Source organism: uncultured Erythrobacter sp. (genome assembly GCF_947499705.1).
Classification (GTDB): domain Bacteria; phylum Pseudomonadota; class Alphaproteobacteria; order Sphingomonadales; family Sphingomonadaceae; genus Erythrobacter.
The window spans coordinates 660,840-686,428 of sequence record NZ_CANMPJ010000002.1 but is presented as its reverse complement, the minus strand read 5'-3'; the positions used below and the strand labels follow the sequence as shown (position 1 = coordinate 686,428).

Below are 25,589 nucleotides of genomic sequence, written 5' to 3'. Positions count from 1 at the left end.
CCGTGCGACTAGAACCCTTCGCTGTTCATCACCGTCAAATTGCTGACTGTCTCGGCGCTGGCGGCTTGCACCTCATCGGAAGCCGGGACCAGGCCAATCGCGGTCAGCGGACCGCCCGCGCTCCAGCTTTGCGACCATTGGTTCAGGTATTCCTGAATGCCCGGCGTCACACCGATATGCGCCTTTTTCACATAGATGTAGAGCGGGCGCGATGCGGGATAGCTTTCATCGGCGATGGTCTCTGCTGTTGGCAGAACGCCGCCGACGGGTAGCGCCTTCACGCTGTCGGGATTTTCTTCGAGATACGAATAGCCGAACATGCCAATTGCGCGCGGATTGTTGGCGATCTTACGGACGATCAGATCGTCCTGTTCGCCTTGATCGATATACGCGCTGTCTCCGCGCAGGGCGTGGCAGTTTTGTTCGAATGCAGTCGGGTCGCTTTCCTCCAGCGCCGCCATCGCGCCGTTGGTTGTGCAGGCGGGCTGCAGAATGATGTCGAGCAGCGCGTCACGCGTGCCCGATGTCGCCGGAGGTCCGTAGACGGTGATCGGCTCGTTCGGCAGCGAGCCATCGACGTCCGACCAATTGGCGGCGGTTTGTTCTTCGCCGAACGGGTTCGCCGCAAGCGCGCGGTAAATGATGCTCGGCGACAACTCGATCTCGATCCCGTCATCGATCGACGAGGCAAAAGCGATCCCGTCACGTCCAACCTTGATCTCGATGATCTCGGAGACGCCGTTATTGCTGCAACCGTTGAATTCGGTGACGGTCATCCGGCGTGAAGCGTTGACGATGTCGGGCGTGTCAGGGCCTTCGCCCGCGCAGAATGTCTCGATCCCCTCGGTCGAACCGGTGGATTCGATGGAAGGGGCCGCCATGCCTTCATTCGCCGCGACGAAGTCCGCCGCAACCTTCTCGGCAAAGGGGAAAACCGTCGATGATCCGACTATCGAAATGGCGTCGACGCCGGCGTCTTCCTCGGTTTCACCGCAGGCTGCCAGTATCGCCAGTGATGCGCCGACCAAAAGGAGGCGCGAATCTCTAAGAAGGTTCGATCGGGGGGTTTTCGTGTTCATCGGGTCCTCCAGTGTCATCGGGGGGTGGCGAGTGTTTCGGTCAGTTCTCTTGCAGCGCGGCTTCTGCGGGTGCTTCCGCTGGCGCTTCACCTGTCAGGTCTTCGCGGGTCATCGTCAGCAATTCATTCACGCGCCGCTCGTTCAGGCTCATTTCCTCGGACGGTGACGCGACCAGACCAATCTTGGCCAGCGGCCCATCTTTGGTCCAGTTCTTGACCCATTCCTGCAGATAGAGATCAAGGCCGGGGATGGCGCGCATATGCGCTTTCTTCACATAGACATAGAGCGGGCGAGCGCCCGGATAATCGAAGCTCGCAATGTTGTCGTAAGTCGGATCGACACCGTTCATCGGCAGGCCTTGCACCTTGTCGGAATTTTCATCGAGATACGAGAAACCAAAAACCCCGATGGTGCGCGGATTGGCTTCGATCTTCTGAACGATGAGATTGTCCTGTTCGCCCTGATCGGAATAGGCGCCATCGGATCGCACTTCGGTGCAAATCTTCTGGTGCTCATCCTCGTCGCTTTCCTTGAGCGCTTTCATCGCCGGATTGGTGTCGCAGCCAGCCTCCAGCACGAGTTCTTTCAGCGCGTCGCGCGTGCCCGATGTGCTCGGCGGGCCGTACACTAGAATGGGTTCATCGGGCAGTGACGGATCGACATCTGCCCAGGTCTGCGCAGTCTGCTCTTCGCCATAAGGGCGCGCAGCCAGCGCTTCGTAAACAGTCTTGGGCGAGAGATTCAGCTGAATTCCGCCAATTGCTGAGGCGAAGGCGATCCCGTCGAGCCCGACTTGGAGTTCGATGATGTCTTTGACGTTATTGGCCTGACATTTGTCGAATTCGCTGAGCTTCATCCGGCGCGACGCGTTGGCCATGTCGGGCGTATCCGCACCCACGCCGGAGCAGAAAAGCTGCATCCCGCCGCCCGTGCCGGTCTGCTCGATCAGCGGGGAATTGTATTCGGGATTGGAGCGGGCGAAGCTTTCTGCGGTTTGTTTGGCGAAGGGATAGACCGTCGAGGAGCCAACTGCGCGAATGGATTCGCGCGATCCGCCGCCGCTGTCGCAGCCGACAAGCGTTAATGACGCGGCACCAAGCATGCCGACAATCATCCCGATACGTGCGCGGCGCTCACTCATGTCTGTCCCCAAAGTCAAAATGCATTCCGCAGGCTAAGACCCAACTATGACACGGACGTGACGCGCGCTCTGCCCAGCACCGATCAAGGGAGCTCATGGTTAAGAGCATTGCAACCCCTCAAGGCTAAAGCGCTTGGGATGGGAATCCCCACCCTCTCGAAGCTTTTTGCGCCCGTGATTGCGTTGCTTTTTGCCGCCGCGATGGCGTTTCCGATTGCCTCTGCGCGGGCAGAAACGCCCTGCTTCGCCTCGGTTCCGCCCGATATCGGTCTGGAAAGAATCCCGGAAGGTCAAATTGAGTGGAAGTGTGATCGCACTGCAATCAATCTCGACGCCTGGCGTAACGTCGTCCGATTGGACATCGCGCCGGAGAATGAACCGCGCTTCGCCATAAGCCGCGCAGCGAAATTTTCCAGCATGAGCATCGGGGTTGAAACCGCTTCCGGGGTCAGCTGGTCGCACACCGATTTCGACAACATTGAAGCAACTTTCTTCGACCGCCAGTTTGCTGTCCCGCTGCCGGATCACGAAGGACAGGCGAGCGCTGTCTACGTCGTGATCGAAGGGGCCACACAAGCGACAACTTTCGACTATCTGCACCTAGCCGATCAGCTTCCCGGATCGAGCCGCGCCGATATCGGGCTGTTGATTGTCGTCGCACTGTTCACGGGCATGATGTTGATGCCGATCCTGTTTGATCTGGTGGGCTACCGAATTCTGCGCGAAACCTTCATGCTATGGCACGCCCTACTGGTCATCACTCTCGCCGTGCAGTTGGTGTGCAGCTACGGCCTTTATGTCGCATTCGTTCAGATCAACCTGCCAATGGTGAGGGCAGTGACCATCGGCAGCTTCAGCCTGATGGTTTTTGCCGCGGTGATGTTCTCATTGCGATTCATAGAACCTGATCGTGTGCCAAGCTGGCTCCGAGCGACCATAGTGTGGCTGACGCTGGCATTTGTCGCGATATCCTGCGTCCACCTTGCAGGGATAGAAGGACTGGGGCGTTGGCCGTCGGTGTTCTATTTCACATCCGGTGCGCCACTCGGTATTGCCGTGGTGGCCATGCTCTACACAGCTTTGCGCAATGGCAGCCGCACCGCGCGTTTCCTTGCGATTGGCCTGAGCCCACTGCTGTTTGTCGCGATGATCCGGGTCGTCAGCTTTACCCTGCCCGGCGTGCCCACAATTGACGCCAACGAACTGCTGATTGCGGCCACCCTGATCGAGGTATGCGCCACGGGGCTGGGGGTCGCCAGCCGTTTCCTCGCGCTGAAGCGCGAACGCGATCACGCCCATGCTGTTATGGACGAGCTCGGCGACATGGCCGAACATGACGCGCTCACTGGGCTGCACAACCGCCGCATCCTCGACACCCGCTTCGGAGAACTGCGCGAAGAAGGCTTCGATACTTTCGCGCTGATTGATCTCGACCACTTCAAGGACATCAACGACCGCTATGGTCATCTGGTCGGCGATACGGTCTTGACCGCCTGCGCCGAAGCGATCCGAGGCTCGGATCGCGACACGATGGCGATGCGCTTGGGCGGGGAAGAATTCGTCATCATGCTGCGCGGTGCGCAATCGGTGCAGCGTGCCGAGGCGCTGAGACAATCGATACCCATGCGTGTTGGGAGCGACGTCGAGGGGCTCGATCACCCTGTGACGGCGAGCATGGGTGTGATCGAAATGCCAGGCGGAGCGGATGCAAAGGTCGCCTTCGACGAGGTTTACGCCCGTGCCGATGCGCTGCTCTATGAAGCCAAGGCCTCGGGACGGAATCGGATGCTGCACGAGCAGATGGGCGTGTGCGCTCCGCCATTGAGCCAGCGCCCCGAAGAAGCGGCTGCCGCCTAGCTTTCAAGAAACGGCGCGATCACCTCTGGCCTTACGCGAGCAAGCCGCCCGCTGGCCTTGTCAAGCATCGCCCATGTTGTGCGTGCCGAGACCAGCACCTTGCCCGCCTCATCGGTAAACTCGACACAGCGCAGCGATTTTGCGCCTTTGGGCGGATCGGGAATCCAGGTTGCGCCGGTCGCACTCTCGCCCTCGGCAATATTGCCGCGATAATCGATCTCGTGCCGGATCACGACCCAGAAGAACGCCGCATGATGATCCGGGTCCGCAACAGCCGCCCAGTGCTGGGTGGCGAGGTCTTGAATCCACTGCACCCAGACCGAATTGTTGACGTGGCCAAGCTCGTCAATGTGCTCCGGCGCGGCGGTGAAGGTTCGGGTGAAGCGAGTGGTCATTGCTCCCCCGTCCGCTTGCGGGAGGGGGCCGGGGGGTGGGTTGGCGTGCGCATGCATTGCCTCATGCCCACCCCTAACCCCTCCCGCAAGCGGGAGGGGGATAATCTCACTCGCCGTCCTGTTCTTCAGTCATCCCCATCTGCCAGAGAATGAAGCTGTACTCCTCCGCTGTCTCATAGAGCGAGTTCCAGCGGCCCGACTTCCCGCCATGGCCTGCGCCCATATTGGTCTTCATCAGCAGCACATTGTCGTCGGTCTTCACGTCGCGCAATTTGGCGACCCACTTCGCAGGTTCCCAATAGGTCACGCGCGGATCGTTCAGCCCTGCGGTGACCAGCATCGGCGGATAGTCCTGCGCCCTGACTTGATCATAGGGTGAGTAGCTGAGGATGTAGGCAAACGCCTGTTTGTCCTCGATCGGGTTGCCCCATTCCTGCCATTCGCCGGGCGTCAGTGGCAGCTCGGCATTGAGCATCGTGTTGAGCACATCGACAAATGGGACATGCGCAACAATCGCGCCGTATTGCGACGGGTCTTGGTTGACGATGGCGCCCATCAGCTCACCACCAGCTGAGCCACCGCTCGCGGTGACTTTGCCTTCGGCGGTGTAGCCCTTTGCGATCAACCCGCGCCCGACATCGACGAAATCGTTGAAGGTGTTGGTCCGCTCGTTGAGCTTGCCTTGCAGATACCAGCGCCGCCCCAGATCGTCGCCGCCGCGAATATGCGCGATGGCATAGGCAAAGCCGCGATCCACCAGGCTCAGCCGCGTGGTCGAGAAACCCGGCGGCACCGCATAACCATAAGCGCCATAGGCGTAGAGGTGCAGCGGTCCGCCTGCTTCACGATCCTTGCGCATCACCACACTGACCGGAACCATCGTCCCGTCGCGCGCTTCGATCTCCAGCCGCTCGGTTGTATAGAGCGAGGCGTCATAGCCGCTCGGAATTTCCTGCTGCTTCAGCAGTTCGAGCGAGGCGCTGGCGACGTCATAGTCATACACCGAATCCGGCGTGACCATGCTTTCATAACCCAGCCGCAGCCTGGTCTGATTGTATTCCGGATTGTTTGAAAGCCCGGCGCTGTAGCTTGCTTCGGGAAACGTAATCGGCGTGATGTCGAGCGGCGCATCGTACTGGCGCAGTTGAATTTGATCTAGGCCGTTCAGTCGCCCTTCGGTGACGAAGAAGTCCTTGAACAGCTCGAAGTCAGTCAGGTAAAATTCGTTCGACCCGGCAATCACCGTTTGCCAATCGCCGGGGCTTTCAACCGGCGCCTTGGCGAGGCGGAAGTTGATATGTTCGTCATTGGTCCAGACGAACAGTTCGCCATCACGAATATCGACGCCGTATTCTACGCCCTTTTGGCGCGGCTTCACCAGCACTTGCTCACCGGTTGGATCGGCCGCTGAGACAAACCGCACTTCGCTGGTTTCATTGTCACCCGTCGAGATGATCAACCAGTCTTCCTGCGCAGACAGACCCGCTCCGACACCAAAGCTCTCGTCGTCCTCTTTGTAGAGGACCACATCGTCTTCAACCGGCGTGCCGATGACGTGCAGCTTGGCCTCAAGCGTGCGCCAGTTTTCGCTCGACGGGCCGTAGACCAGCGCCGTGTCGTTCGCGACCCAGGTCAGGCTGCTGCGCAGGTTCGGAATCTCGTCGGGCAGCAATTCGCCGGTTTCCAGATCCTTGATCCGCGCAGTGTAGCGCTCCGACCCATTGGTGTCGGTCGAATAGGCGAGATAGCGCCCGTTCTTGCTGACCGACGCTGCGCCGAGGCGGAAATATTCGAGACCTTCGGCCAGCTCGTTCTCATCCAGCATCAACTGCGGCTCAGCACTTTCGGGCGCGCCGACCGGCTTGCGGTAGTGCTTGCGGTACTGCGAACCTTCTTCGAATTCTGCCCAATACAGGAATTCGCCCCGGCGCTGAGGCACGGTGCTTTCGTCTTCCTTGATCCGCGCGCGCATCTCGGTGAACAGCGCCTCGGTCATCGCTTTTTGCGGGCCCATCTGCGCTTCGAACCACGCATTCTCTGCCTTCACGTAATCGAGCACATCCTCGTCATCGACGGTCGGATAGGACTTGTCATACAGCCAATCATACGGGTCGGAGATGGTAATGCCGTGATGGGTGTAGCTGTGCTCGCGCTTTTCCGCGATGGGCGGGGCGCTGGGTACGGCATCTGCAGGTGTGGTCACGCTTGTATTATCCTTATGATTGTCGGCCTGCGCCGCGCTCCACGGGATCATTGCGAGCGAAGCGGCGAATGTCAGCTGGGCGATCCGGGAACTTGTCATGGGCTTGGCGTCCTGTTGGGCAGCGAGCTTGGGTAGAAAGCGGCCTCAATCCGAACTATGTTGCGACCTATCGAGAAACAAGCCTGCGCTGCACAAGGCCGCGCGGCCAGACAGGAATCGACCAGATGCTGATGCTTACCCACGAAGCCCGCCTTCAGGCTCTGCGCGAAGAGCTCAAACGGCGCGATCTGCAAGGATTCATCATCCCGATCTCGGATGAGCATATGAGCGAATATGTCGGCGAATATGCTGAGCGACTCGCGTGGCTGACCGGGTTTGGAGGGTCGGCTGGGTTCGCTGCAGTGACCCTCGATCACGCGGCGATCTTTGTCGATGGACGCTACACCGTGCAGGTGCGCGATCAGGTCGATGGCAACCTGTTCGACTATCGCAGTATCCCCGGCGACAGTCTTGGCGGGTGGCTGAAAGAGGTTTGCGAGAACGGAGCGCGGATCGCCTACGATCCTTGGCTACACACCTGGAATTGGGTCGCCTCACTGGAAAAGCAGGTCGAACCGGCAGGCGTCACGATGGTCCCCGCAGACAGCAACCCGATCGACACGGTTTGGGCTGACCAGCCTGCGCCGTCGGACGCGCAGGCCATTGTCCACGAGGAAGACCTCGCCGGTCGTTCATACGCCGACAAGCGCGCCGCAATTGCCGATTGGCTGACGCAGGAGGGCCACGATGCGGTGGTGATCCCGGCGCTCGATTCGATCGCGTGGTTGCTCAATATTCGCGGCGGAGACGTGGCGCATACGCCGGTCGCACTGTCCTATGTCATCGCGCACAAGGATGGCCGCGCGGAATTGTTCATCGCGCCCGAGAAGGTCACGCCTGAGCTGACACAGCATCTGGGCAACGCCGTGGTGATCCGCGACCGCGACCAGTTCGAGACCGCTCTTGGCGAGTTCTCCGGCAAAAGCGTGAGTGTCGATCCGGATTTCGGCGTGGTCGGGATTGCGCAAGCGCTGCGAGCGGGCGGTGCCAACTTCACCTTCAAGCAGGACCCGACGATCCTCCCCAAAGCGGTCAAGAACGCGCGTGAACAGCAAGGTCACCGCGACGCGCAGGCGCAGGACGGCGCAGCTGTTTCTCGTTTTCTGCGCTGGTTGGAGGAAACCGCCCCATCGGGCGAGGTCGATGAGCTGACCGCAGCCGCCAAACTCGAAGGATTCCGCCGCGCGCATGGCGATCTGCGCGACACATCGTTCGATACGATCTCCGCTGCTGCCGGACACGCCGCGCTGCCGCATTACAAGGTGGACGAGGACAGCAATATCCCGATCCCTCCGGGCTCGATCTATCTGGTCGATTCGGGCGGCCAATATCCGGCTGGGACAACCGACATCACCCGCACAGTCTGGGTCAATTCAGCGGATGGTTCAGCTCGACCGTCGGCTGAGATGATCGACCGCAATACGCGTGTACTCAAGGGACATATCCAGATCGCGCTCGCTGTCTTCCCGCAAGGCACAACCGGCGGTCAGCTCGACATACTGGCGCGGCAATATCTCTGGGAGGCAGGTGTCGACTACGCCCACGGCACCGGCCACGGGGTTGGCAGCTTTCTCGGCGTGCATGAAGGCCCTCAGCGCATTGCCAAGCCTTCGGGTGGGCAGGCCGGGACCAGTCAGGAATTGTTCGCCGGGATGATCCTCTCGAACGAGCCTGGCTATTACAAACCCGACGCATTCGGCATTCGGATCGAGAACCTTGTGCTGACGGAAGAACGCCAGATTGATGCTGCGGAGGGCCGATATCTCGGCTTTGAAACACTCACCTTCGTGCCGCTCGACCGCAAGTTGATCGACAAGACGCTGCTGACCGAGAGCGAAATCGCGTGGGTCGATGAATATCATGCAAAGGTCCGCGCGCTGATCGCTCCGCAGCTTTCTGGCGACGATCTGGCATGGCTGGAGCGCGAAACCGAGGCGCTTTAGACACTTAGATCGGACGCTTGTCGCACCGCGTTTGTTCCACTAATGTTCTCATATCGCGAGTCGCGCGAAGCGACTGCTCAATCGGAGGAACGAACATGATCGGCTACGTCACCCTGGGAACCAACGACCTGCCCCGCGCTGCGAAATTCTACGATGCGATTGCCGAGCATTTCGGCGTTGGCCGGATGATGGAATTCGACACGTTCATCGCTTGGGGCGCAATGGGAGGCGCTCCGGGCGTGGCGGCTACCAAGCCGTTCGATGAGCAAGAGGCGACTGTCGGCAATGGCACCATGGTGGCGCTGCAGGTCGACAACCCTGAGAAAGTTCAGGCGGTTTACGACACCGCGCTAGCGAATGGCGGCAGCGACGAAGGCGCGCCCGGTGCACGCGGCGATGACGGTTTCTATGCAGGCTATTTCCGCGATCCCGACGGGAACAAGCTGAACGCATTCTGCATGACGGAGCCCGCATCATGAGCGCGCGCAAGCTGAGCGATAGCTTCTTGCATCTGGGGCCCAGTAAAGATGGCATGGGCGCTACCGCCGTGCCCCAGCCACCCTTTTCCGGAATGGAATGGTACGAACAGTATGGCGCGCGTCATGGCGGCGACGGTCCAGAGGGAAGGCTGGTCTCGCAGCACACTTTCACCGAAGCGTGGGACAGTTGGGAAATGCACCCCAAAGGCTCCGAAGTCGTAATCTGCACCCATGGCGCGATGGCCCTGACGCAGGAATTTCCGGACGGTTCGCGCGAAAAGATCGCGCTCGCAGCGGGCGAATATGCGATCAACCCGCCGGGCGTGTGGCATATCGCCGATGTTGAAGAGACCGCGACCGCGATCTTCATTACCGCTGGCGAAGGCACCGAGCACCGTCCCCGCTAGGCCACTCAAAGCGCGCATGTCTTGCGCCCAGATGAACCGAATGACCGCCAGCCTTGCGGCCCGCTGAACGCATGCGCAATCGCGATACAAGCCGCGACAAAGTAACGCGAATCCGGGATAATCCTGCGACACGGCTCCGCTAGAACGGTTCTCGTGAGTTGCGGTGAGGTGCCGATGCGACAAACCCTCCCATGACGACCGGCAGCGACGAAATTCTGTTGCTGCCAACCTTGTCGCTGTTGTGTCCCCTCGCAGCAGTTTGGTGCCTTGCCGCAACTCTTATAAAGAACCGATCAATTGGAGAATTTGGATGCGTAAACTGACACTCACACTTTCGGCTGCCGCGCTCGCGCTTGGCGGCGCAGGCATCGCCGTTGCGGCTCATCATGCAGGCGGCCATTCGGCTGACGCCAATGGCGACGGAGTCGTCAGCCTCGAAGAAGCCAAGGCCAAGGCCAATGAGCGCTTTGCCAAAATGGATGCGAATGGCGACGGACAGCTCGACCAGAGCGACCGCGAAGCCAAGCGCGCCGCTCGCTTTGCCGCAGCCGACACCGACGGCAATGGCGAACTGACTGCCGCCGAAATGACTGCCGCCCGCGAAGCGCGACGCGCAGAACGGTCTGAGCGCCGGGCTGCAAAGCAGGCCGAGCGTTTCGAGCGCATGGACACCGATGGCAGCGGCGGGATCAGCGAAGCTGAAATGCTCGCAGCCCTCGAGGCTCGCAGTGAACGACGAGGCGAAGCTCGCGGCGAACGTCGTGGTAAACGAGGCGAAATGCGCCGCAGTGGCCGAGGCGGCGGCAAAGGCAAGAACCGCGCAATGCGGATGCTAAAGCAAGCCGACACCAACAACGACCAGATCGTAACGCGCGCCGAGTTCGACACCGCGATGGAAGCGCGCTTCGCCAAGGTCGACACTGACGGCTCCGGCACGATCACAGCCGAAGAGCGTGAAGCTGCGAAGGAAGCCCGCAAAGCGGCCCGCACTGAACGTCGCGGTCAGCGCCGCGGCAATCGCGGGGCCTGAATTCTGAACTTGACCGCTTGAGAACCCGGGACCGGCAGCTACCGCAAATGCGGCAGTGCATGCCGAGCCGGGTTCTCCTATTGCGAGGCTACGATGACCGAAGAACCCACTTCGATCCTGCTGGTCGACGACGAAGCGACACTGCGCGAGCCGCTGGCCGAATATTTGACGGGTCAGGGTTTTGCGGTAACCGAAGCAGAGAGCGCCGCTGCCGCTCGGAGCACGCTCAACGAAGCGGCACCCGATATCGTGCTCCTAGATATCATGATGCCGGGTGAAGACGGTCTCTCCTTCTGCCGTCATTTGGTTGAGACCCGGCAGCTACCGGTCATCTTCCTGACGGCGCGCGGCGAATCAACCGACCGGATCGTCGGCCTCGAACTCGGTGCCGACGATTACGTCGTCAAACCGTTCGAACCGCGCGAGCTCGTGGCCCGCATTCGCACCGTGCTTCGCCGGGTGGCTCGCGGACCAAGCCACGAAACCCAGGTGGAGGATTGGCATTACGCTTTCGAAGGATGGGTGCTCGATCCGCTCAAGCGCAAATTGACCGATCCCGAAGATGTCAAAGTGCCGATCTCGACGGCCGAATTTCGCCTGCTGCGCGCGTTTCTGGACAATCCGCGCAAAGTGCTCGACCGCGACTGGCTGCTCGATACGGTTCAGGGCCGGACGGCGCATCTGTTTGATCGCGCGGTCGACAACCAAGTCAGCCGCTTACGCCGCAAAATCGAAGTCGACAGCCGCAATCCCTTGTTGATCCAGACCGTGCGCGGTGGAGGCTATCGCTTTTCCGCGCAGGTCAAACGCATCGCCCCGGAAGCTGAGATGTAATGCCTGTAATGCGGCGTTTCCTCCCTCAAAGCCTGCTCGGTCAGGTCATGCTGGTTTTGGCCGTCGGCCTGTTCATCGCGCAAGGCATTTCCGCCTTCTTGCTGTATCAGGCAAGCGAACAGCGCCGAGAAACCGCATTGGTCAGCGCACTGGCATTCCGATTGGTTGCAGACGGAGCGAACCCACAGCGCGAGGAACGTCGCCGCGCGCGGCTTGCCGAATTGCGCGAACAGGGGATCGAACGAAGGGGACCTCGACGCGACAGACCCCTGCCCCGGCGGCCACGACTGGGAATCGAACGCACCGCTGAATCGCCTATCGCGGTCAATGAAGCGCGTCTCTCAAGCTTCGAAACCGGTCTGCGTGATGTGCTCGATCAACAGGGCATAGAGGCCGGTCAGATCCGCGTCACCCGGCGCATCGCCAGCGATGATCCGTACATTCGAGAATTGGCGGAACTGCGCCCCGCGCTGCGCTCACCAGACTGGATCAAGCGCGGTATTCTAATCGCATCCGTCGAACGCGCCGACCGCAGTGGCTGGATCACCGTGCGTTCGCCGGAACCGCGGCGCCCAACCGGCGGAATCGCGACACTGATCTTCCAGACGCTCGTCATTCTCGGCGTGCTCGTTCTGCTCTTATACCTCGTACTACGGCGGATCACACGCCCACTCGCAGTGCTGACCGACAGAGTGAGCGACTTTTCGCGCAACCCCGACCGCGTGGTTGAAATCGAAGAAAGTGGTCCCGCCGACACCAGGCGTTTGATCGCGGCGCACAATGCGATGGAAACGCGGATCGCGGCACTGCTTGACGAGAAAGACGTGATGCTCGGCGCCATCGGGCATGATCTCAAGACACCGCTCGCCGCGCTGCGTGTGCGGATCGAGAGCGTCCCGGACGAAGTTCAGCGCGAGCGCATGGCAGACAGCATCGAAGACATCACGCGCACGCTTGACGACATCCTTTCGCTCGCCCGCGTCGGACGAAATGGCGGACCGTCCGAAGCCCTCGATCTGGGGGCAATGGCAATTGGCGTGGTCGAGGAGTTTGAGGATCTCGGCGAACCAGTGACAATCGGCGATCCGCCCCGCGTCGTGGCGAAGGTGCAGGAGACATGGCTCAAGCGCGCGCTTCGTAATCTGATCGGCAACGCGGTGCGTTACGGCAACGTAGCCGAAGTTGCGTTACTCGAAGACAACGGGGCAGCAGTCTTGCGGGTCGAGGACACCGGCCCAGGTATTCCTCCAGAGCAGATCTCCGACATGCTCGAACCATTCACGCGCGGAGAGGCATCGCGAAACCGCGCAACCGGCGGAGCAGGGCTGGGCCTGACGCTCGCGCGTGCCATTGCCGAACAGCATGGCGGGACACTGGTGCTGACCAATCGGGCAGAAGGCGGGCTTCGCGCGGAATTGCGCTTGCCGATTGAGCACTCAAACGCGTAACCGCAGCCAACTTCGGCACGAAAAGGCGGGTATGACAGACACACTCTATGGATCGCCCGCGTCGCTGTTTTCGGGCAAGGCACGCGCCTATCTCGATTGGAAAGGCGTCGACTACGCCGAGATCGCGCCCAATCTGGAAATTCGTAACGACGTGATCGTTCCCGCTGTAGGCCGGATGATCATCCCGGTCATGAAGCTGGGCGACGGCGCCATCCTTCAGGATACGTCGCTGATCATCGATCACTACGAAGCGGCGCAAGGCGGCCCTTCGGTCTATCCCGATACGCCGCGCCAACACTTTGCCGCGCGGCTGCTTGAGTGTTTCGGCGATGAATGGCTGGTGATCCCGGCGATGCATTATCGCTGGAACTACAACGAGGATTGGATCTACGGCGAATTCGGCCGGAGCGTCGCCCCGGATGCGCCGCCCGAACAGCAAGTGGCGGCTGGCAAGATGGTGGGGACGCCGTTCAAGGGCTTCGTGCCGATGCTGGGCATCAACGAGGCCACTATCCCCGCAATCGAATCCAGCTACGAAGCATTGCTTGCTGATCTCGATGCGCACTTCACCGTGCACCCCTTCCTGTTCGGCACCCGCCCGTCGATCGGCGATTACGGGCTTATCGGCCCGCTTTACGCGCACCTCTATCGCGATCCTGCCTCGGGCGAGATCATGGAGCGGCTGGCCCCGCGCGTAGCCGATTGGGTGAGGCGTATGGTCAAGCCTGAGGCGCCTCTGTCGGGCGAGTTTCTGGCGAATGATGAAGTGCCTGAAACACTGATGCCAATCCTCAAGCGAATGATGGCAGAGCATCTGCCGTTCCTCGCAGAAACCGCGCAATTGTTCGGCGAATGGCACGCCCAGAACCCAGACGCGGAGATACCCCGCGGGGTTGGCATGGCATCCTTCACTATCGAAGGCGTCGGCGGCGAAGGTGCGGCACGGACATTCAGCCTGTGGATGCTCCAGCGCGCGCTCGACTATCTCGGTTCGCTCGGTGGCGACGACCGTGCCGCCTGCGACAATCTGCTGCGCGAGGTTGGCGGCGAAGCATTGATCGACTTCACAATGCCGGTGCGTCTGGCTTACGAGAACCACACCCTGACGGTGGCCTTCGACTAGTACCTAGCGCATCAATCCGCCGATCAAATTGCGCACAAAGCGCCCCGCGATCGGCCCGGCGAGATCGGTCGCGATCGAACCCGCAGCCGATGTAATGCCAGAGCGCATTGGATTGGACCGGCTCTTCTTGCCGAGCACTGCCGCAGCTGCAGCTCCAGCCATTCCGCCGGCCGCGACCTTGGTCCCGCGTGAGATTGCCTTTTCCCAGATGCTCTTGGTCTTGCGGGGCTGCTTCCGAACCTCTTCCTCGCCCTTTTCGGCGACTTCCTCAGCCGTCTCGGCAGCGTCGGCGGTCTTTTGCGCGAGCACTTCCTCGGCGCTTACGCGGTCCACCGCTTCGTCATATTTGCCATCGAACGGGCTGACCGACTGAATGATCGCGCGTTCCTTCTTGGTCACCGGGCCGAGCCGCGAGCGCGGCGGCTTGATCAGTGTCCGCTGCACGATAGTCGGCGCGCCCTCCTCATCGAGCGTGGAGACCAACGCCTCGCCGACCTTCAGCTCGGTGATCGCTTCCTCGACATCCAATTCTTCGTTGATGCGGAATGTCTCCGCCGCCGCCTTGATCGCGCGCTGATCGCGCTTGGTGAAGGCGCGCAGAGCATGCTGCACCCGGTTGCCGAGCTGGCCCGCAACTTCTTCGGGAATGTCGATCGGGTTCTGCGTGACGAAGAACACCCCGACACCCTTGGAGCGGATCAGGCGGACGACCTGCTCGATTTTCTCCTGCAACGCCTTGGGCGCGTCATCGAACAGCAGGTGTGCCTCGTCGAAGAAGAACACCAGCGTCGGTTTCTCCGGATCGCCGACTTCGGGGAGAGTCTCGAACAGTTCCGCGAGCAGCCAGAGCAGGAAGGTCGCATAAAGCTTTGGACTGCGCATCAACGTGTCGGCGGCGAGCACATTGACATAGCCGCGCCCTTGCTCGTCCACTTTCAGGAAATCGTCGATCTCCAGCGCGGGTTCGCCGAAGAAGTGATCCGCGCCTTGCGCTTCGAAACTCAGCAATTGGCGCTGGATCGCGCCGACCGATTGCTTCGAGACATTGCCGTATTTGCCTGACAGCTCCTTGGCGTTCTCATTGGCCCATTGCAGCATCGACTGCAGGTCACCGAAATCGAGCAACAGCAGGCCATTGTCGTCGGCATGGCGGAAGACGATTTGCAGCACGCCTTCCTGCGTCTCGTTCAGATCGAGCAGCCGCGCGAGCAGCAGCGGGCCCATTTCCGAAATCGTAGTGCGGATCGGATGGCCCTGCTCGCCAAACAGGTCCCAGAAGATCACCGGATTATCCGAGTAACCGTAATCATCCATGCCGAGTTCCTTGGCACGGCCTTCCAGCTTGTCAGCATGCTTGAACTTGGGGCTGCCAGGCATCGCGATGCCGGACAGATCGCCTTTCACATCCGCGACGAACACAGGAACACCATTGGCGGAGAAACTCTCGGCGAGGCCCTGCAGCGTGACCGTCTTACCCGTGCCGGTCGCACCCGCTATCAATCCGTGCCGGTTCGACCGGCTCAGCGCGAGGTTTTGATTTTCGCCGTTGCCACCAAGTCCAAGAAAGATATCGCTCATTGTGTGCCGGTCCCCAGCCTGATTGTCGCCCGTTTTTCGTTGCGAAGCGGTTTGGAGAGCCAATGCAGAGCGGTCAACTCTCGACTTGGCACGCGGATGGAGTAAGGCGGAGGGAATGGGAGATCGGTCGCAATTCGTGTTGCTCGACGATGCCCGCGAAAGCGGCGCAGCGGACGCTCTGCTTTATCAAAACCCCACCGAAATATTTGCCGCCTACAGCGCCGACGATGTCGAGCGTGTACTCGCCGAAGCCGAGAAAGCGCGCAGCGAAGGTCGCGGTTCGCTAGCAGGGTATATTGCCTACGAAGCTGGGCTGGCGCTTGAAGCCAAGCTTGCTCCGTTGGCCGACGCGCGCAGCGGCAGCGCAGGACCGCTTGTATGGCTGGGCCTGTTCGACTCTCCAGAGCGCATTACCGCAGATGAGGTACCAACTTGGCTTGCGGCACATTCGGAAGGGAACACGTCGCTGGGACCGCTCGACCCTCAGCTGTCGCCCGGCGGGTATGTGGAGGCGTTCGAGGCCCTGCGCGAAGCGATCCATGCGGGCGATATCTATCAGGCGAACCTGACCTATCCGCTCGCGGGTTCCTATCGGGGCGATCCGCTGGCTCTCTACGGAGCGCTACGACCGGCGGCGCAGGCCGGCTATGGCGGTGTGATTTTCGATGGATCGCATTGGCTGCTGAGCTTCTCGCCCGAATTGTTCGTCGCGCTCGATGGAAATCAGGCGAAGGTGAAACCGATGAAGGGCACTCGCCCTCGCGGTTTGGACGAGGCTGGCGATGTGGCGCTGGCCGAAGAGTTGGCGACCTCGGTCAAGGACAAGGCCGAGAACCTGATGATCGTCGACCTGATGCGCAACGATCTGTCGCGCGTCGCGGTGCCGGGCAGCGTTCAGGTCGATGCGCCTTTCGCGATTGAGAGCTATCCGACCGTGCATCAGATGGTCTCGACCGTCCGGGCACAGCTTGCTCCTGGCAAAGGCGCGGGCGATCTGGTCCGCGCAATCTTCCCCTGCGGCTCGATCACCGGCGCGCCGAAAATCCGCGCAATGGAATTGATCAATCAGGTCGAGCGCGATGGGCGCGGCCCATACTGCGGCGCCATTGGCAGGATCGACGCTGATGGCGATGCGGCATTCAATGTGGCCATCCGCACGCTGCGCCTCACACCCATCGAGAATGCGCAAGGCACCGCTGTGCTTGGTGTGGGTTCGGCGATCGTCGCCGACAGCGATCCGCTGGCTGAGCGGCGCGAATGCGAGGTCAAAGCTGGCTTCGCGCGCCGTTCTTCACCCAAGCTGACAGCGCCTGCTTGCGACCTGATCGAGACCATGGCCTTCACGCCCGAAGAGGGGATCGCGCTGCTCGAATTGCATCTCGAGCGGATGAAGCGCAGCGCGAAAGAACTAGGCTTCGAGTTCGACCGCCACGCCGCGCGCAATCAGATCCATGCGCTATGCTTCGAATTAGAAGAACCAGCCAAACTGCGGCTCATGGCGAGCCGCAGTGGTGCGACCTCGCTGGAAACCAGCCCGATGCCTGACCCAAACGGCGAACCGCTAAAAGCGATCGCGCTGCCCAATCCGGTCGATCCGTCGGATTGGCGCCTCGCTCACAAGACCTCGGATCGCGGTTTCTACGAAGACGCGTTGACGGCGGCGCACAGCATGGATGCGAGTGAAGCCATCCTGGTGCGTGAGGATGGACTTGTTACTGAGGGCAGCTTCACCAATGTGTTTGTTGAACGGGGTGACATGCTGCTAACGCCGCCCAAGCATCTCGGCTTGCTCCCAGGAGTGTTCCGCGCCTTTCTGATCGAGAAAGAACGCGCACGCGAAGCCGAACTCACGCTTGATGATCTCGCTGACGGCTTTTGGCTGGGCAATGCGGTCCGCGGGCTCTTCAAGGCAGAATTTTTGTGATCTCATCTTCTTCGATAGCCAGGCCACCCGCTCCCTCCACCCTTCCACCCGGAGCCTACCGGGATAAAATCCGGTTGGAAGGGTGGAGGGAGCGGGTGGCCTGGTTCCAGGATAAAACGCCATGAAAATCCCCATCCTGTTCGAAGATGGTGAAGCGCTTGTCATCAACAAGCCTGCCGGGCTGCCGGTCGACCGACCCCGGCGCGGTGGCGCCTGTCTTGATGATCACCTCGACGAATTGAAGCTAGGCTTCCAGCGTCGCCCGATGGCAGTCCACCGGCTCGACACCGATACCAGCGGCTGCCTGCTCCTCGCGCGCAACCCGAAGGCGCTGAAACGCTTCAACAAGGCGTTCGAGGATCGGCTGGTCGGCAAGACGTATCTCGCTGTGCTCGACATTGAGCCGGCCGAGCAGTCTGGGACGATCGAATTGGCGCTGTCCAAGATCAGCTCCGCTGAGAAGGGCTGGCGGATGATCGCGGCCAAGAAGGGCAAGCCCGCAATCTCGCATTGGGAGTTGCTTGAGACAATTGGAGAGGGCGATCTCAAACGCTCGCTGATTCGCTTCCGGCCGGAAACGGGCCGCACGCACCAATTGCGAGTGCACGCATTGCAAGGCCTGGGTGCGCCATTGCTGGGCGATCCGGTGTACGGTCCGGTGCGGGGACAAAACAAAGGCGCGCCGCGCACGATGCTGCATGCCGAAACGATCTCAGTCGAACGCGATGGCAAACCGACCATCACTGCCTTTGCGCCGTTCCCGGAAGACTTTGTACGCGCCGGGCTGACCGCTCCACCGGAGCCTGCGAAACCTGCGCCCAAACCCGAAGGCGAAGCCGCTCAGGACAATGGATAAAGACCTTCTCGACGCCGTGATCTCCCGGGCCCACGCACTGGCCGAAGAGAGCTTCCTCGCGGGCTCCGGCCCCGGCGGACAGAATGCCAACAAGGTCGCCACAGAAGTCCAGTTGCGCGTCAACATCTACGCATTGCGCCTCCCGCCGCCGGTGTTCGCACGGCTGCGCGATCTTGCAGGCTCGAAACTGACCACCACTGGCGATCTGCTCATCACGGCACGCCAACACCGGACACAAGAGGCCAACCGTACGGCAGCGCGCGCCAAGCTTGAGGACATGCTCGAAGCCGCGCATCGCCAGCCCAAGAAGCGCGCCAAGACCCGCGTGAACCGCGTCGGCAAGACCAAACGGCTCAAGACCAAAAAGGCACGCGGAGAAGTGAAAGCCAATCGCGGCAAACCAAGTCGTTCGGACTGGTGACTCTGCTTGACTTTTCCCGGTGAATCGGCAAATGGGCGCGGCTTGAAGGGCGGCGCTCGCGCGTCGCCTGTTGTTTTTCAGGCCGAGCGAGCGATTCGCTTAGCCCTACCCGATCTTAGGAAACCGCCATGGCGAAGCCCGCAACCGTCAAGATCAAGCTCGTCTCGACCGAGGGCACGGGCTTTTACTACGTGACCAAAAAGAACCCGCGCAACATCACCGAGAAGATGGTGTTCCGTAAGTACGATCCAGTCGCGAAGAAGCACGTCGAGTTCAAGGAAGCCAAGATCAAGTAAGATCTTGTCCGATGCGCCAGCCACATGGCCAGCGCACCTTTCTGCTTGCCACGTGCGAAATTCAGCCGCAGTTCAAGGCTTCGGGAATAATCCGCGAGGCATGATGAAGCTGATCTCATTCACATCGAAAAAGCCCCTGCGCTTTGCGCTGGCCGGCATGGCTGGCGCCTTGGCGCTCGCGCTTCCTGCAGGATCGCCGTTGGCTCCGATTGCGCCTGCGCAAGCGCAGAGTAACGCAGCCGATCTCGATCGCGCGGTTGAGGCGCTGCGCGGCATTTCGACTATGCGCGCGGATTTCACCCAGACCGATCGGATGGGCGGCGTCGTACGCGGCACCATGACACTCAAACGCCCGGGCAAGATCCGCTTCGACTACGGCAAGGATTCCGACCTGCTCGTCATTTCCAACGGCAGATCGCTCTATATGGTCGATTATGAGGTCAATCAGGTACAGCGTTGGCCGATCAAGAATTCACCGCTGGGCGCACTGCTCGATCCCAACCGCGACGTGAAGCGTTACGGCACCTTGATTCCAACTGGCAGCCCCGACGTGCTCAGCGTCGAAGTGCGCGATCCAAAGAAGCCGGAATTCGGCACGATTACTCTCATTTTCGTGCGAAATTCGCGCGCACCGGGCGGGATGCAGCTCACCAACTGGGTCGCTCTCGACGCGCAGAATCACCGCACCACCGTAAGGCTTACGAATCACCGCTATGGAATGTCGGTCGCAGAGAGCACTTTTCGGTTCCGCGATCCGCGCCGCTCGTCTCGTCGACCGGGGTGAACGGTTGGACCGCGTCCGGTTGTAAGGATGCGACAAAATCAGGCGCATATTCATTTACGCGCAAGCCGAAACAGCGTATTTATTCAAAACAAGGCGGTCGAAGGTGGGTTTCCCCCCTGTTGCCCTTTCCTTCGTAAAGGCTGCCTTGAACAAGCGTGACGAACGCTCACAAGGAACCCCTGTCCCATCGCCCCCGGGACAGGGGTTTTTTTGTGGGAATTCGTCTTATGCGGGGTGTTTGTTTGCGCACTCGCATCCGCGAGCGCGATTTCCTCGCTCACGCGGCCTGAAGGCCGCGTCGCTGCGGGCGGGCGGGCGCCCTTGCGGCTGCTACGCAACCGTTTGGCTCCAGGTCACGGCAGTCAAAGGCCGAAAGCGAAGTCGAAGACGCAGCTGACCAGAGGTCACCTGCAAGGCCGACGCGCCTTATGGCGCGGAAGCCAAGCAGCGCGGATACGCTGCGTCCAGCGTTTGAGGGCGCTGGAACGTCACTCCCAGCCAAAAGCACTCCTAATAATATCGTAGATCACGTTTTGCTCGATGACGCCGCGTGCCTTTTGCGCGCCTGGACCGCTGGCGTAGAGCGCGACGTCTTCCCCTGCGTGAGTTTCGCTGCGGAGCGGGATTGCCGATTGTTGCTGAGCATTCACCCCGGTTTCGGGGACCGGACGTTCGGCCAAGTTGGCAATGGCGCCGGGACCGTTGGCATAGCCCAACGTCGTGTAGGGTTTGCCGTCAGTGGCCGGACGGGGCTCTTCGCTGTTGCTGATCTCACCCGCTGGAGGCACCACCAGCCCGAGAATGTCATTCCCGCGCCGCGGGTATCCGGCGATGGTAAAGACGTGGCTGTGATCGGCGGTTACCATGATCAGCGTCTCTGCCGGGTCGGTGTTGTCGATCGCATATTCGATCGCCCGAGCGAATTCGACGGTCTCTTCGAGCGCAAAGCCCGCCTTGCCCGCGTGGTGGCCGTGATCAATCCGCCCGCTTTCGACCATCAGGTAGTAGCCCTCTGGATCATTCCGAAGGCGCGCAATGGCCTGCGCGGTCATATCGGTCAGTGTGGGTTCGCTGGCACCCTTGGTTCCGTCTTTTTCAGCCTCGTATGTCATATGGCTGGTGGAAAAGAGGCCGAGCACGGGCTTGTCCATCGGGGCAGCTGCGAGCGCCTCCTTGTCAGTCACATAAGTGCCACCGGTCCGTGCACTCCATGCGGCTGTCAGGTCGGCCCCCGCATCTTCGCGCCAGCCGCCTTTCTCGCTGCCAAAGAACGGACCGAGTCCGCCGCCCAGGGCGAGATCCCAGTCCGCCTCGATCAGCTGTGTGGCGATATCCTTACACCCCTTGCCGCGTTCATCGGCGGGGATTGCATTGTCTGCTTCCCAACCGCGGTCGGGGCTGCGCGAATAGACGCTGGCAGGAGTCGCATGAGTGATTCGTGCGGTGGAGACGATCCCGAGCGCCAGACCGCGCTGCTTCACTTCCTCGCCCAGCAAGGGTAGCGGATTTGCGAGACCCGAGGCACAATCGCCGCGCGACACGCCAGGTCCAACACCCAGCACGCCAATTTTGGTCTTCTGGCCCGAATGCATCGCGGTCGCCGTGCCAGCACTGTCGGGGACCTGTGCGTCGGTGTTGTAGGTCTTCACCAGCGCGACGTTTTCAAACTTCTCGAAGCTCAGCAGGTTCTCTTCGCCCGTCTCGCCGCGCTTTTGCCCCGCATATATCCGCGCAGCTGTGATGGTCGATATGCCCATGCCGTCGCCTATGAACAGGATGACGTTTTTCGCGCGCGTCGGCTCTGCCGTGATCACCTCCTGCGCAGCTGAGACGCTGCCAACCGCAGGCGGAGCGCCAGCGTCGGTCGTGCAGGCGCCGAGCGGCAAGGCGGCGCAAGCCAACAAAGCAGTGAGCGAACGGGCGCGGATCATGTCGTGGTCTCCTGATGTGTCGACCTTCGCTATCGCCTGCGATTGCGACGGGAAAGTGAAAGGTGGAGTTTCTGCCCATCCCACCCTAAATCGCTGCGCATGATTTCAATCGCCACATGGAACATCAATTCGGTCCGCCTGCGGATGCCTATTGTCGAAAAGTTCGCCGCCGCTGAATCGCCTGACGTGATCTGCCTCCAAGAGATCAAGTGTGAGAACGACAAGTTCCCTGCCGATGCGCTCGCCAAGCTGGGTTACGAGCATCAGGCGGTGTGCGGGCAAAAGGGCTATCACGGGGTCGCTACCGTCAGCAAAATCCCGCTGAAGGAAGTCTCCCGGCACGATTGGCAGAACAATGGCGAAGCGCGTCATATCGGCGTCGAGGTCGGCAACACCGGCATGGTACTCGAGAACGTCTATGTCCCTGCGGGCGGCGATATTCCCGACCGCGAGAAGAACACCAAATTCGGCCAGAAGCTCGACTTTCTGGAACGGATGACGCGCTGGGCTGATAAAGTGGATGCCCCAACGATGATCGTTGGCGATTTCAACATCGCACCACTCGAAAGCGACGTGTGGAGCCACAAACAGCTGCTCAAAGTCGTCAGCCACACTCCGCTCGAGGTCGAAACGCTGGACCGGTTCCGCGATGCGCATGGCTGGGTCGATCTTGGCCGCGAATTCATCCGCGATCCGGAACGGTATTTCAGCTGGTGGTCGTACCGCTCGCCCGACTGGCGCAAGAATGATCGCGGACGGCGGCTCGACCATATGTGGGCCAGCCCTGAATTGGCGAAGCAGGCAACCGGCCACCGTATTCTCGAGGATGCGCGCAGTTGGGAAAAGCCGTCCGACCACATCCCGCTGATCACGGAGTTCGATCTCTGAGCGAATGCCCGTCTCCGGCACGCCGCGCTGCGCAAGCGGTCGATGCGCTGCGTCACGGGTGGCCTGTGACGTTCGCGGGCGGACCAACCGTGCTGCCGGTTGAAACCGCTGTTGCAAGCGGGGCGACGTCAGACCGGATGCTCATTTCCGCAGCGCGTGCAGCGACGCTCAAACTCGCGAATCAGCGCGATGCGGCTGCACCGCACGCACCGGTGCTGATCCGGGGCGGGGAAGCATTCGATCTGGCCAGCGCCGTCCCGATTGCCGATCCAGCACTCGACCTGACCAATCCGCTCAAGGGGCCGTTCAGGGCGGAGGCGATTGAATGGTCTGACATTGCAAGCACAGCGATGGAGCTGGCGCGAATCGCAGGGATCTTGCCAGCCTTCATGGTCGATCCCGACAGTGCAGGAGAAGCGCACTCACTGGTTGCCAGCGATCTCGACGCGTACTCGGAAGCTGGCGCCTTGTGCATCGTCACGCGCGCGCGCCTGCCCGTCACCGCCAGCGAAGATGCCGAGATTATCGCCTTTCGCTCGACAGCAGACACACGCGAACACGTTGCCTTGATCATCGGCGATCAGAGCGGCGACCGCGCGCCGCTGGTCCGGCTCCATTCGGAATGCCTGACAGGCGACATTCTCGGCAGCCTCAAATGCGATTGCGGCCCGCAGCTCGATTCCGCGCTCCACGCGATGGCCGAGCACGCAAGCAAAGATGGCGGATGGGGTGCATTGCTCTACCTGAGGCAGGAAGGGCGCGGGATCGGCCTGATCAACAAACTGCGCGCTTACCGATTGCAAGACCAAGGCTTCGACACGGTCGACGCCAACCAGCGGCTCGGCCTGCCGGACGAAGCACGCGACTTTCCGGTAGCCGCCCGGATGCTCGAACTGATTGGCACGACGACCATTCGGTTGATGACCAACAACCCGGCCAAGGTCGATGCGCTCACCGCAGCCGGCATCACAGTGACCGAACGGGTCCAGCACCAACTGCCCGACAACCCGCACAACGCACGCTATCTCGCAACCAAGCGCGACCGCTCAGGACATTTGCTGAAATGACCGCGCCGCAGCCAGCCATCACCATCCGCCCTGAAGCGCCCGGCGACGAGGAGACCATCTTCGCGCTTACCGAAACGGCGTTCGAGCCGATGCCTTTTTCCGACGGCAGCGAGCCAGAGTTGATCAATCGCCTGCGCGCCGATGGCGATCTGACGCTTTCGCTGGTCGCCGAAGATGCGGAGCGGATTGTTGGCCATATCGCCTTTTCACCGGTCACGATCGATGACGGGGCGAGCGACTGGTATGGTCTGGGCCCGGTATCGGTCTGGCCGGAACTGCAAAAGCAGGGGATCGGCGGCGCACTGATCAAGCGCGGGATCGCGGATCTGCGCCAGGCCGGTGCGCGCGGGATCGTCCTGCTGGGCAGTAATGTCTACTATCCACGCTTCGGCTTCGTTCACGAACCGCAACTGACCTATCCCGGCGCGCCGCCCGAGTTTTTCCAATGCCTGCTGCTCGAAGGCGAGCTACCAAGCGGCGAGGTGAAATTCTCGCCTGCGTTTGGCTAAGTTCCGACTTCGCTCAGAATTTCGCCCATTTCTGCATCAATCCGCCGGAGGCGCTCTTCCTCCGCCGCCTTCTGTTCGTCCGAGCTTGGAATTCGCTCGGGACGCTGAGGGATGGCGGCATCGGGGTCGAGCCAAACCGTTTTTGCGCCGCTTGGTTCGACAATCCGTGACACCTCATCGAACCGGTCTCGTGTCGTCGAGATGTAGAAGGTCGCTTCACTAAGCGACCCAGTTTCAACGCCGTCCATAATTGATCGAACCGCGGGAACCAACCCATCACCATCGCAGGGCTCGGCAAAAGCTTCGGCTCGGGCGTAATCAGCATCGTCTAACAAGCTATCGCGCAACCAGCCGACCGATTCTGCGTATCGCGGGTGGTCGGGCGGGAAAAGAACCGTCCTTGAAGTGAAGGGGTCGCTGCTCCAGTCGGGCGCAAGACGCATGAACGCCTCGTTGAGGTAATTGTGCCAGTCCGGCCTGTCGCATCCATCAGGAGCGGTCAGCGGATCGCGAAAATAAGCGAGGCGTTCTTGCTCGGCGCGCTCACGTCGTTCGTTGATATCTTCTGCGGCGCATTGCGCTGCCTCCCACTCCGGCCCCTGAGGCAGATCAACGCTGCCATCCTCCAGCTCGATCCAGAAGGTGACCGTTTCCTGGGATTCGCCGTAGGGATCGCTGCCAGGCACATAAATATCGAGCTTGAGTTTCGGAGCTTCTGCCGCGATCTCGGCATCCTGCATCCACTTGGTCGAGCTGACAGAGTGCGACAGAGCCGACACATAGGTTTCGGGGAGCAATTCCGTAAGCGCCATTGATCGCACCAAGCTGCCATCTGGACCGTAGATGACGATCACGTTCTCCCCGCGCCCGACGCTGTGCCAGTTGTCGAAGGTAACGACGTAGCGACCATTGTCAGCGACCAATGCGGAGACTGGCGCAACGTGATTCTCCAATGGCCCAGCCCAAACGGGTTCCCAAACTCCGGCGCCAGTCTTCCGCTCAAGCATGCCGATCGGCCTGGGTCTTTCCATTTGCCGGCCCTCTTTGTCGGCCTTTATCTCTTCAGCAAAGAAGGCAAGCTGGCTATCAATTGGTGCTGGTTCGACTGTGAAACGAAACTGGCCGCTGGCAGACTCGGTCGTCTCGGTGGTTGGCATCGACCAACTATCTGCACACGCATTGCTTGGCTTGAATGTCGATACCGCCGCCACACAGATAGCGATGATCGAAAGAACGGTGAACCATGCGGACTTCATGAATGAGACAATATCACATGGAGCCAAGCTTGCAAGTCTGC

Annotated in this window: 23 protein-coding genes; 16 read left to right on the top strand and 7 right to left on the bottom strand. The window is 60.9% G+C overall.

All coding sequences use genetic code 11. The features are described 5' to 3' along the window. Positions 1-8 precede the first annotated feature (8 nt). The gene (locus Q0837_RS16230) at positions 9-1,079 is read right to left on the bottom strand and encodes a substrate-binding domain-containing protein (protein WP_298471151.1); all 1,071 of its coding nucleotides are present in this window, start codon (positions 1,077-1,079) and stop codon (positions 9-11) included. Between the two features lie 40 nt (positions 1,080-1,119). Then, complete coding sequence (locus Q0837_RS16225; RefSeq protein WP_298471150.1) at positions 1,120-2,220, bottom strand: substrate-binding domain-containing protein; 1,101 nt, start codon at positions 2,218-2,220, stop codon at positions 1,120-1,122. A 201-nt stretch (positions 2,221-2,421) separates the two neighbouring features. Between Q0837_RS16225 and Q0837_RS16220 the strand changes: the two genes are divergently transcribed. Continuing rightward, complete coding sequence (locus tag Q0837_RS16220) at positions 2,422-4,077, top strand: diguanylate cyclase (protein WP_298471148.1); 1,656 nt, start codon at positions 2,422-2,424, stop codon at positions 4,075-4,077. Here Q0837_RS16220 and Q0837_RS16215 read toward each other — a convergent pair. After that, positions 4,074-4,472 carry a thioesterase family protein gene (locus Q0837_RS16215; RefSeq protein WP_298471147.1) on the bottom strand — a complete coding sequence of 133 codons (399 nt, stop codon included), beginning with the start codon at positions 4,470-4,472 and terminating at the stop codon, positions 4,074-4,076. The genes Q0837_RS16220 and Q0837_RS16215 overlap by 4 nt on opposite strands. A gap of 106 nt (positions 4,473-4,578) precedes the next feature. After that, the gene (locus Q0837_RS16210) at positions 4,579-6,774 is read right to left on the bottom strand and encodes a S9 family peptidase (protein WP_298471145.1); all 2,196 of its coding nucleotides are present in this window, start codon (positions 6,772-6,774) and stop codon (positions 4,579-4,581) included. 125 nt (positions 6,775-6,899) lie between these two features. On the opposite strand from Q0837_RS16210, the gene Q0837_RS16205 reads away from it, so the two are divergent. The 7 genes from Q0837_RS16205 (at position 6,900) to Q0837_RS16175 (ending at position 14,038) form a co-directional block, all read left to right on the top strand. After that, positions 6,900-8,717: an aminopeptidase P family protein gene (locus tag Q0837_RS16205; RefSeq protein WP_298471144.1), complete on the top strand. Its 1,818-nt coding sequence runs from the start codon at positions 6,900-6,902 to the stop codon at positions 8,715-8,717. Between the two features lie 95 nt (positions 8,718-8,812). Next, positions 8,813-9,196 carry a VOC family protein gene (locus Q0837_RS16200; protein ID WP_298471143.1) on the top strand — a complete coding sequence of 128 codons (384 nt, stop codon included), beginning with the start codon at positions 8,813-8,815 and terminating at the stop codon, positions 9,194-9,196. Further along, positions 9,193-9,603 (top strand): cupin, encoded by a 411-nt coding sequence (locus Q0837_RS16195; protein WP_298471142.1) that lies wholly within the window; start codon positions 9,193-9,195, stop codon positions 9,601-9,603. Before Q0837_RS16200 ends, Q0837_RS16195 begins: the two co-directional genes overlap by 4 nt. A 310-nt stretch (positions 9,604-9,913) precedes the next feature. After that, positions 9,914-10,633: a hypothetical protein gene (locus Q0837_RS16190; RefSeq protein WP_298471140.1), complete on the top strand. Its 720-nt coding sequence runs from the start codon at positions 9,914-9,916 to the stop codon at positions 10,631-10,633. 93 nt (positions 10,634-10,726) lie between these two features. Beyond that, positions 10,727-11,467, top strand: a complete 741-nt coding sequence (locus Q0837_RS16185) for a response regulator (RefSeq protein ID WP_298471139.1) — start codon at positions 10,727-10,729, stop codon at positions 11,465-11,467. 8 nt (positions 11,468-11,475) lie between these two features. Beyond that, complete coding sequence (locus Q0837_RS16180) at positions 11,476-12,915, top strand: ATP-binding protein (protein ID WP_298471138.1); 1,440 nt, start codon at positions 11,476-11,478, stop codon at positions 12,913-12,915. A 31-nt stretch (positions 12,916-12,946) separates the two neighbouring features. Further along, positions 12,947-14,038, top strand: a complete 1,092-nt coding sequence (locus tag Q0837_RS16175; protein ID WP_298471136.1) for a glutathione S-transferase family protein — start codon at positions 12,947-12,949, stop codon at positions 14,036-14,038. A 3-nt stretch (positions 14,039-14,041) separates the two neighbouring features. Here Q0837_RS16175 and Q0837_RS16170 read toward each other — a convergent pair whose 3' ends face one another. Further along, positions 14,042-15,616, bottom strand: a complete 1,575-nt coding sequence (locus Q0837_RS16170) for a helicase HerA-like domain-containing protein (RefSeq protein ID WP_298471134.1) — start codon at positions 15,614-15,616, stop codon at positions 14,042-14,044. A gap of 115 nt (positions 15,617-15,731) precedes the next feature. Here Q0837_RS16170 and pabB point away from each other — a divergent pair, with 115 nt between their 5' ends. The 5 genes from pabB to Q0837_RS16145 all read left to right on the top strand — a co-directional run bounded on the left by pabB (position 15,732) and on the right by Q0837_RS16145 (position 19,897). Then, positions 15,732-17,540, top strand: coding sequence for an aminodeoxychorismate synthase component I (pabB, locus tag Q0837_RS16165; protein WP_298471133.1), 1,809 nt, complete (start codon positions 15,732-15,734; stop codon positions 17,538-17,540). Between the two features lie 121 nt (positions 17,541-17,661). Then, positions 17,662-18,396: an RluA family pseudouridine synthase gene (locus tag Q0837_RS16160; protein WP_298471131.1), complete on the top strand. Its 735-nt coding sequence runs from the start codon at positions 17,662-17,664 to the stop codon at positions 18,394-18,396. After that, positions 18,389-18,817 (top strand): alternative ribosome rescue aminoacyl-tRNA hydrolase ArfB, encoded by a 429-nt coding sequence (gene arfB / locus Q0837_RS16155; protein ID WP_298471130.1) that lies wholly within the window; start codon positions 18,389-18,391, stop codon positions 18,815-18,817. Before Q0837_RS16160 ends, arfB begins: the two co-directional genes overlap by 8 nt. 128 nt (positions 18,818-18,945) lie before the next feature. Continuing rightward, positions 18,946-19,113 carry a 50S ribosomal protein L33 gene (gene rpmG / locus Q0837_RS16150; protein WP_007165948.1) on the top strand — a complete coding sequence of 56 codons (168 nt, stop codon included), beginning with the start codon at positions 18,946-18,948 and terminating at the stop codon, positions 19,111-19,113. 157 nt (positions 19,114-19,270) lie between these two features. Then, complete coding sequence (locus tag Q0837_RS16145; RefSeq protein ID WP_298471813.1) at positions 19,271-19,897, top strand: outer membrane lipoprotein carrier protein LolA; 627 nt, start codon at positions 19,271-19,273, stop codon at positions 19,895-19,897. A gap of 488 nt (positions 19,898-20,385) precedes the next feature. On the opposite strand, the gene Q0837_RS16140 is transcribed toward Q0837_RS16145, so the two are convergent. After that, positions 20,386-21,828: an alkaline phosphatase gene (locus Q0837_RS16140; protein WP_298471126.1), complete on the bottom strand. Its 1,443-nt coding sequence runs from the start codon at positions 21,826-21,828 to the stop codon at positions 20,386-20,388. A 99-nt stretch (positions 21,829-21,927) separates the two neighbouring features. Here Q0837_RS16140 and xth point away from each other — a divergent pair, with 99 nt between their 5' ends. From xth to Q0837_RS16125, 3 genes are read left to right on the top strand one after another with little or no spacing between them, the layout of a single operon-like run. After that, complete coding sequence (xth, locus tag Q0837_RS16135) at positions 21,928-22,716, top strand: exodeoxyribonuclease III (protein WP_298471124.1); 789 nt, start codon at positions 21,928-21,930, stop codon at positions 22,714-22,716. Then, on the top strand, positions 22,665-23,783 hold the full coding sequence (gene ribA / locus Q0837_RS16130; protein ID WP_298471123.1) for a GTP cyclohydrolase II: 1,119 nt from the start codon (positions 22,665-22,667) through the stop codon (positions 23,781-23,783). Before xth ends, ribA begins: the two co-directional genes overlap by 52 nt. Beyond that, positions 23,780-24,292, top strand: a complete 513-nt coding sequence (locus tag Q0837_RS16125) for a GNAT family N-acetyltransferase (RefSeq protein WP_298471121.1) — start codon at positions 23,780-23,782, stop codon at positions 24,290-24,292. Before ribA ends, Q0837_RS16125 begins: the two co-directional genes overlap by 4 nt. On the opposite strand, the gene Q0837_RS16120 is transcribed toward Q0837_RS16125, so the two are convergent. Further along, positions 24,289-25,548 (bottom strand): hypothetical protein, encoded by a 1,260-nt coding sequence (locus Q0837_RS16120; protein ID WP_298471119.1) that lies wholly within the window; start codon positions 25,546-25,548, stop codon positions 24,289-24,291. The genes Q0837_RS16125 and Q0837_RS16120 overlap by 4 nt on opposite strands. Positions 25,549-25,589 lie beyond the last annotated feature (41 nt).

What these genes read in the sequence shown, in the direction of transcription:
- Q0837_RS16230 (WP_298471151.1), bottom strand. Translation starts at nt 1,079, where the DNA reads ATGAACACGAAAACCCCCCGATCGAACCTTCTTAGAGATTCGCGCCTC.
- Q0837_RS16225 (WP_298471150.1), bottom strand. Translation starts at nt 2,220, where the DNA reads ATGAGTGAGCGCCGCGCACGTATCGGGATGATTGTCGGCATGCTTGGT.
- Q0837_RS16220 (WP_298471148.1), top strand. Translation starts at nt 2,422, where the DNA reads ATGGCGTTTCCGATTGCCTCTGCGCGGGCAGAAACGCCCTGCTTCGCC.
- Q0837_RS16215 (WP_298471147.1), bottom strand. Translation starts at nt 4,472, where the DNA reads ATGACCACTCGCTTCACCCGAACCTTCACCGCCGCGCCGGAGCACATT.
- Q0837_RS16210 (WP_298471145.1), bottom strand. Translation starts at nt 6,774, where the DNA reads ATGACAAGTTCCCGGATCGCCCAGCTGACATTCGCCGCTTCGCTCGCA.
- Q0837_RS16205 (WP_298471144.1), top strand. Translation starts at nt 6,900, where the DNA reads ATGCTGATGCTTACCCACGAAGCCCGCCTTCAGGCTCTGCGCGAAGAG.
- Q0837_RS16200 (WP_298471143.1), top strand. Translation starts at nt 8,813, where the DNA reads ATGATCGGCTACGTCACCCTGGGAACCAACGACCTGCCCCGCGCTGCG.
- Q0837_RS16195 (WP_298471142.1), top strand. Translation starts at nt 9,193, where the DNA reads ATGAGCGCGCGCAAGCTGAGCGATAGCTTCTTGCATCTGGGGCCCAGT.
- Q0837_RS16190 (WP_298471140.1), top strand. Translation starts at nt 9,914, where the DNA reads ATGCGTAAACTGACACTCACACTTTCGGCTGCCGCGCTCGCGCTTGGC.
- Q0837_RS16185 (WP_298471139.1), top strand. Translation starts at nt 10,727, where the DNA reads ATGACCGAAGAACCCACTTCGATCCTGCTGGTCGACGACGAAGCGACA.
- Q0837_RS16180 (WP_298471138.1), top strand. Translation starts at nt 11,476, where the DNA reads ATGCGGCGTTTCCTCCCTCAAAGCCTGCTCGGTCAGGTCATGCTGGTT.
- Q0837_RS16175 (WP_298471136.1), top strand. Translation starts at nt 12,947, where the DNA reads ATGACAGACACACTCTATGGATCGCCCGCGTCGCTGTTTTCGGGCAAG.
- Q0837_RS16170 (WP_298471134.1), bottom strand. Translation starts at nt 15,616, where the DNA reads ATGAGCGATATCTTTCTTGGACTTGGTGGCAACGGCGAAAATCAAAAC.
- pabB (WP_298471133.1), top strand. Translation starts at nt 15,732, where the DNA reads ATGGGAGATCGGTCGCAATTCGTGTTGCTCGACGATGCCCGCGAAAGC.
- Q0837_RS16160 (WP_298471131.1), top strand. Translation starts at nt 17,662, where the DNA reads ATGAAAATCCCCATCCTGTTCGAAGATGGTGAAGCGCTTGTCATCAAC.
- arfB (WP_298471130.1), top strand. Translation starts at nt 18,389, where the DNA reads ATGGATAAAGACCTTCTCGACGCCGTGATCTCCCGGGCCCACGCACTG.
- rpmG (WP_007165948.1), top strand. Translation starts at nt 18,946, where the DNA reads ATGGCGAAGCCCGCAACCGTCAAGATCAAGCTCGTCTCGACCGAGGGC.
- Q0837_RS16145 (WP_298471813.1), top strand. Translation starts at nt 19,271, where the DNA reads ATGGCTGGCGCCTTGGCGCTCGCGCTTCCTGCAGGATCGCCGTTGGCT.
- Q0837_RS16140 (WP_298471126.1), bottom strand. Translation starts at nt 21,828, where the DNA reads ATGATCCGCGCCCGTTCGCTCACTGCTTTGTTGGCTTGCGCCGCCTTG.
- xth (WP_298471124.1), top strand. Translation starts at nt 21,928, where the DNA reads ATGATTTCAATCGCCACATGGAACATCAATTCGGTCCGCCTGCGGATG.
- Q0837_RS16125 (WP_298471121.1), top strand. Translation starts at nt 23,780, where the DNA reads ATGACCGCGCCGCAGCCAGCCATCACCATCCGCCCTGAAGCGCCCGGC.
- Q0837_RS16120 (WP_298471119.1), bottom strand. Translation starts at nt 25,548, where the DNA reads ATGAAGTCCGCATGGTTCACCGTTCTTTCGATCATCGCTATCTGTGTG.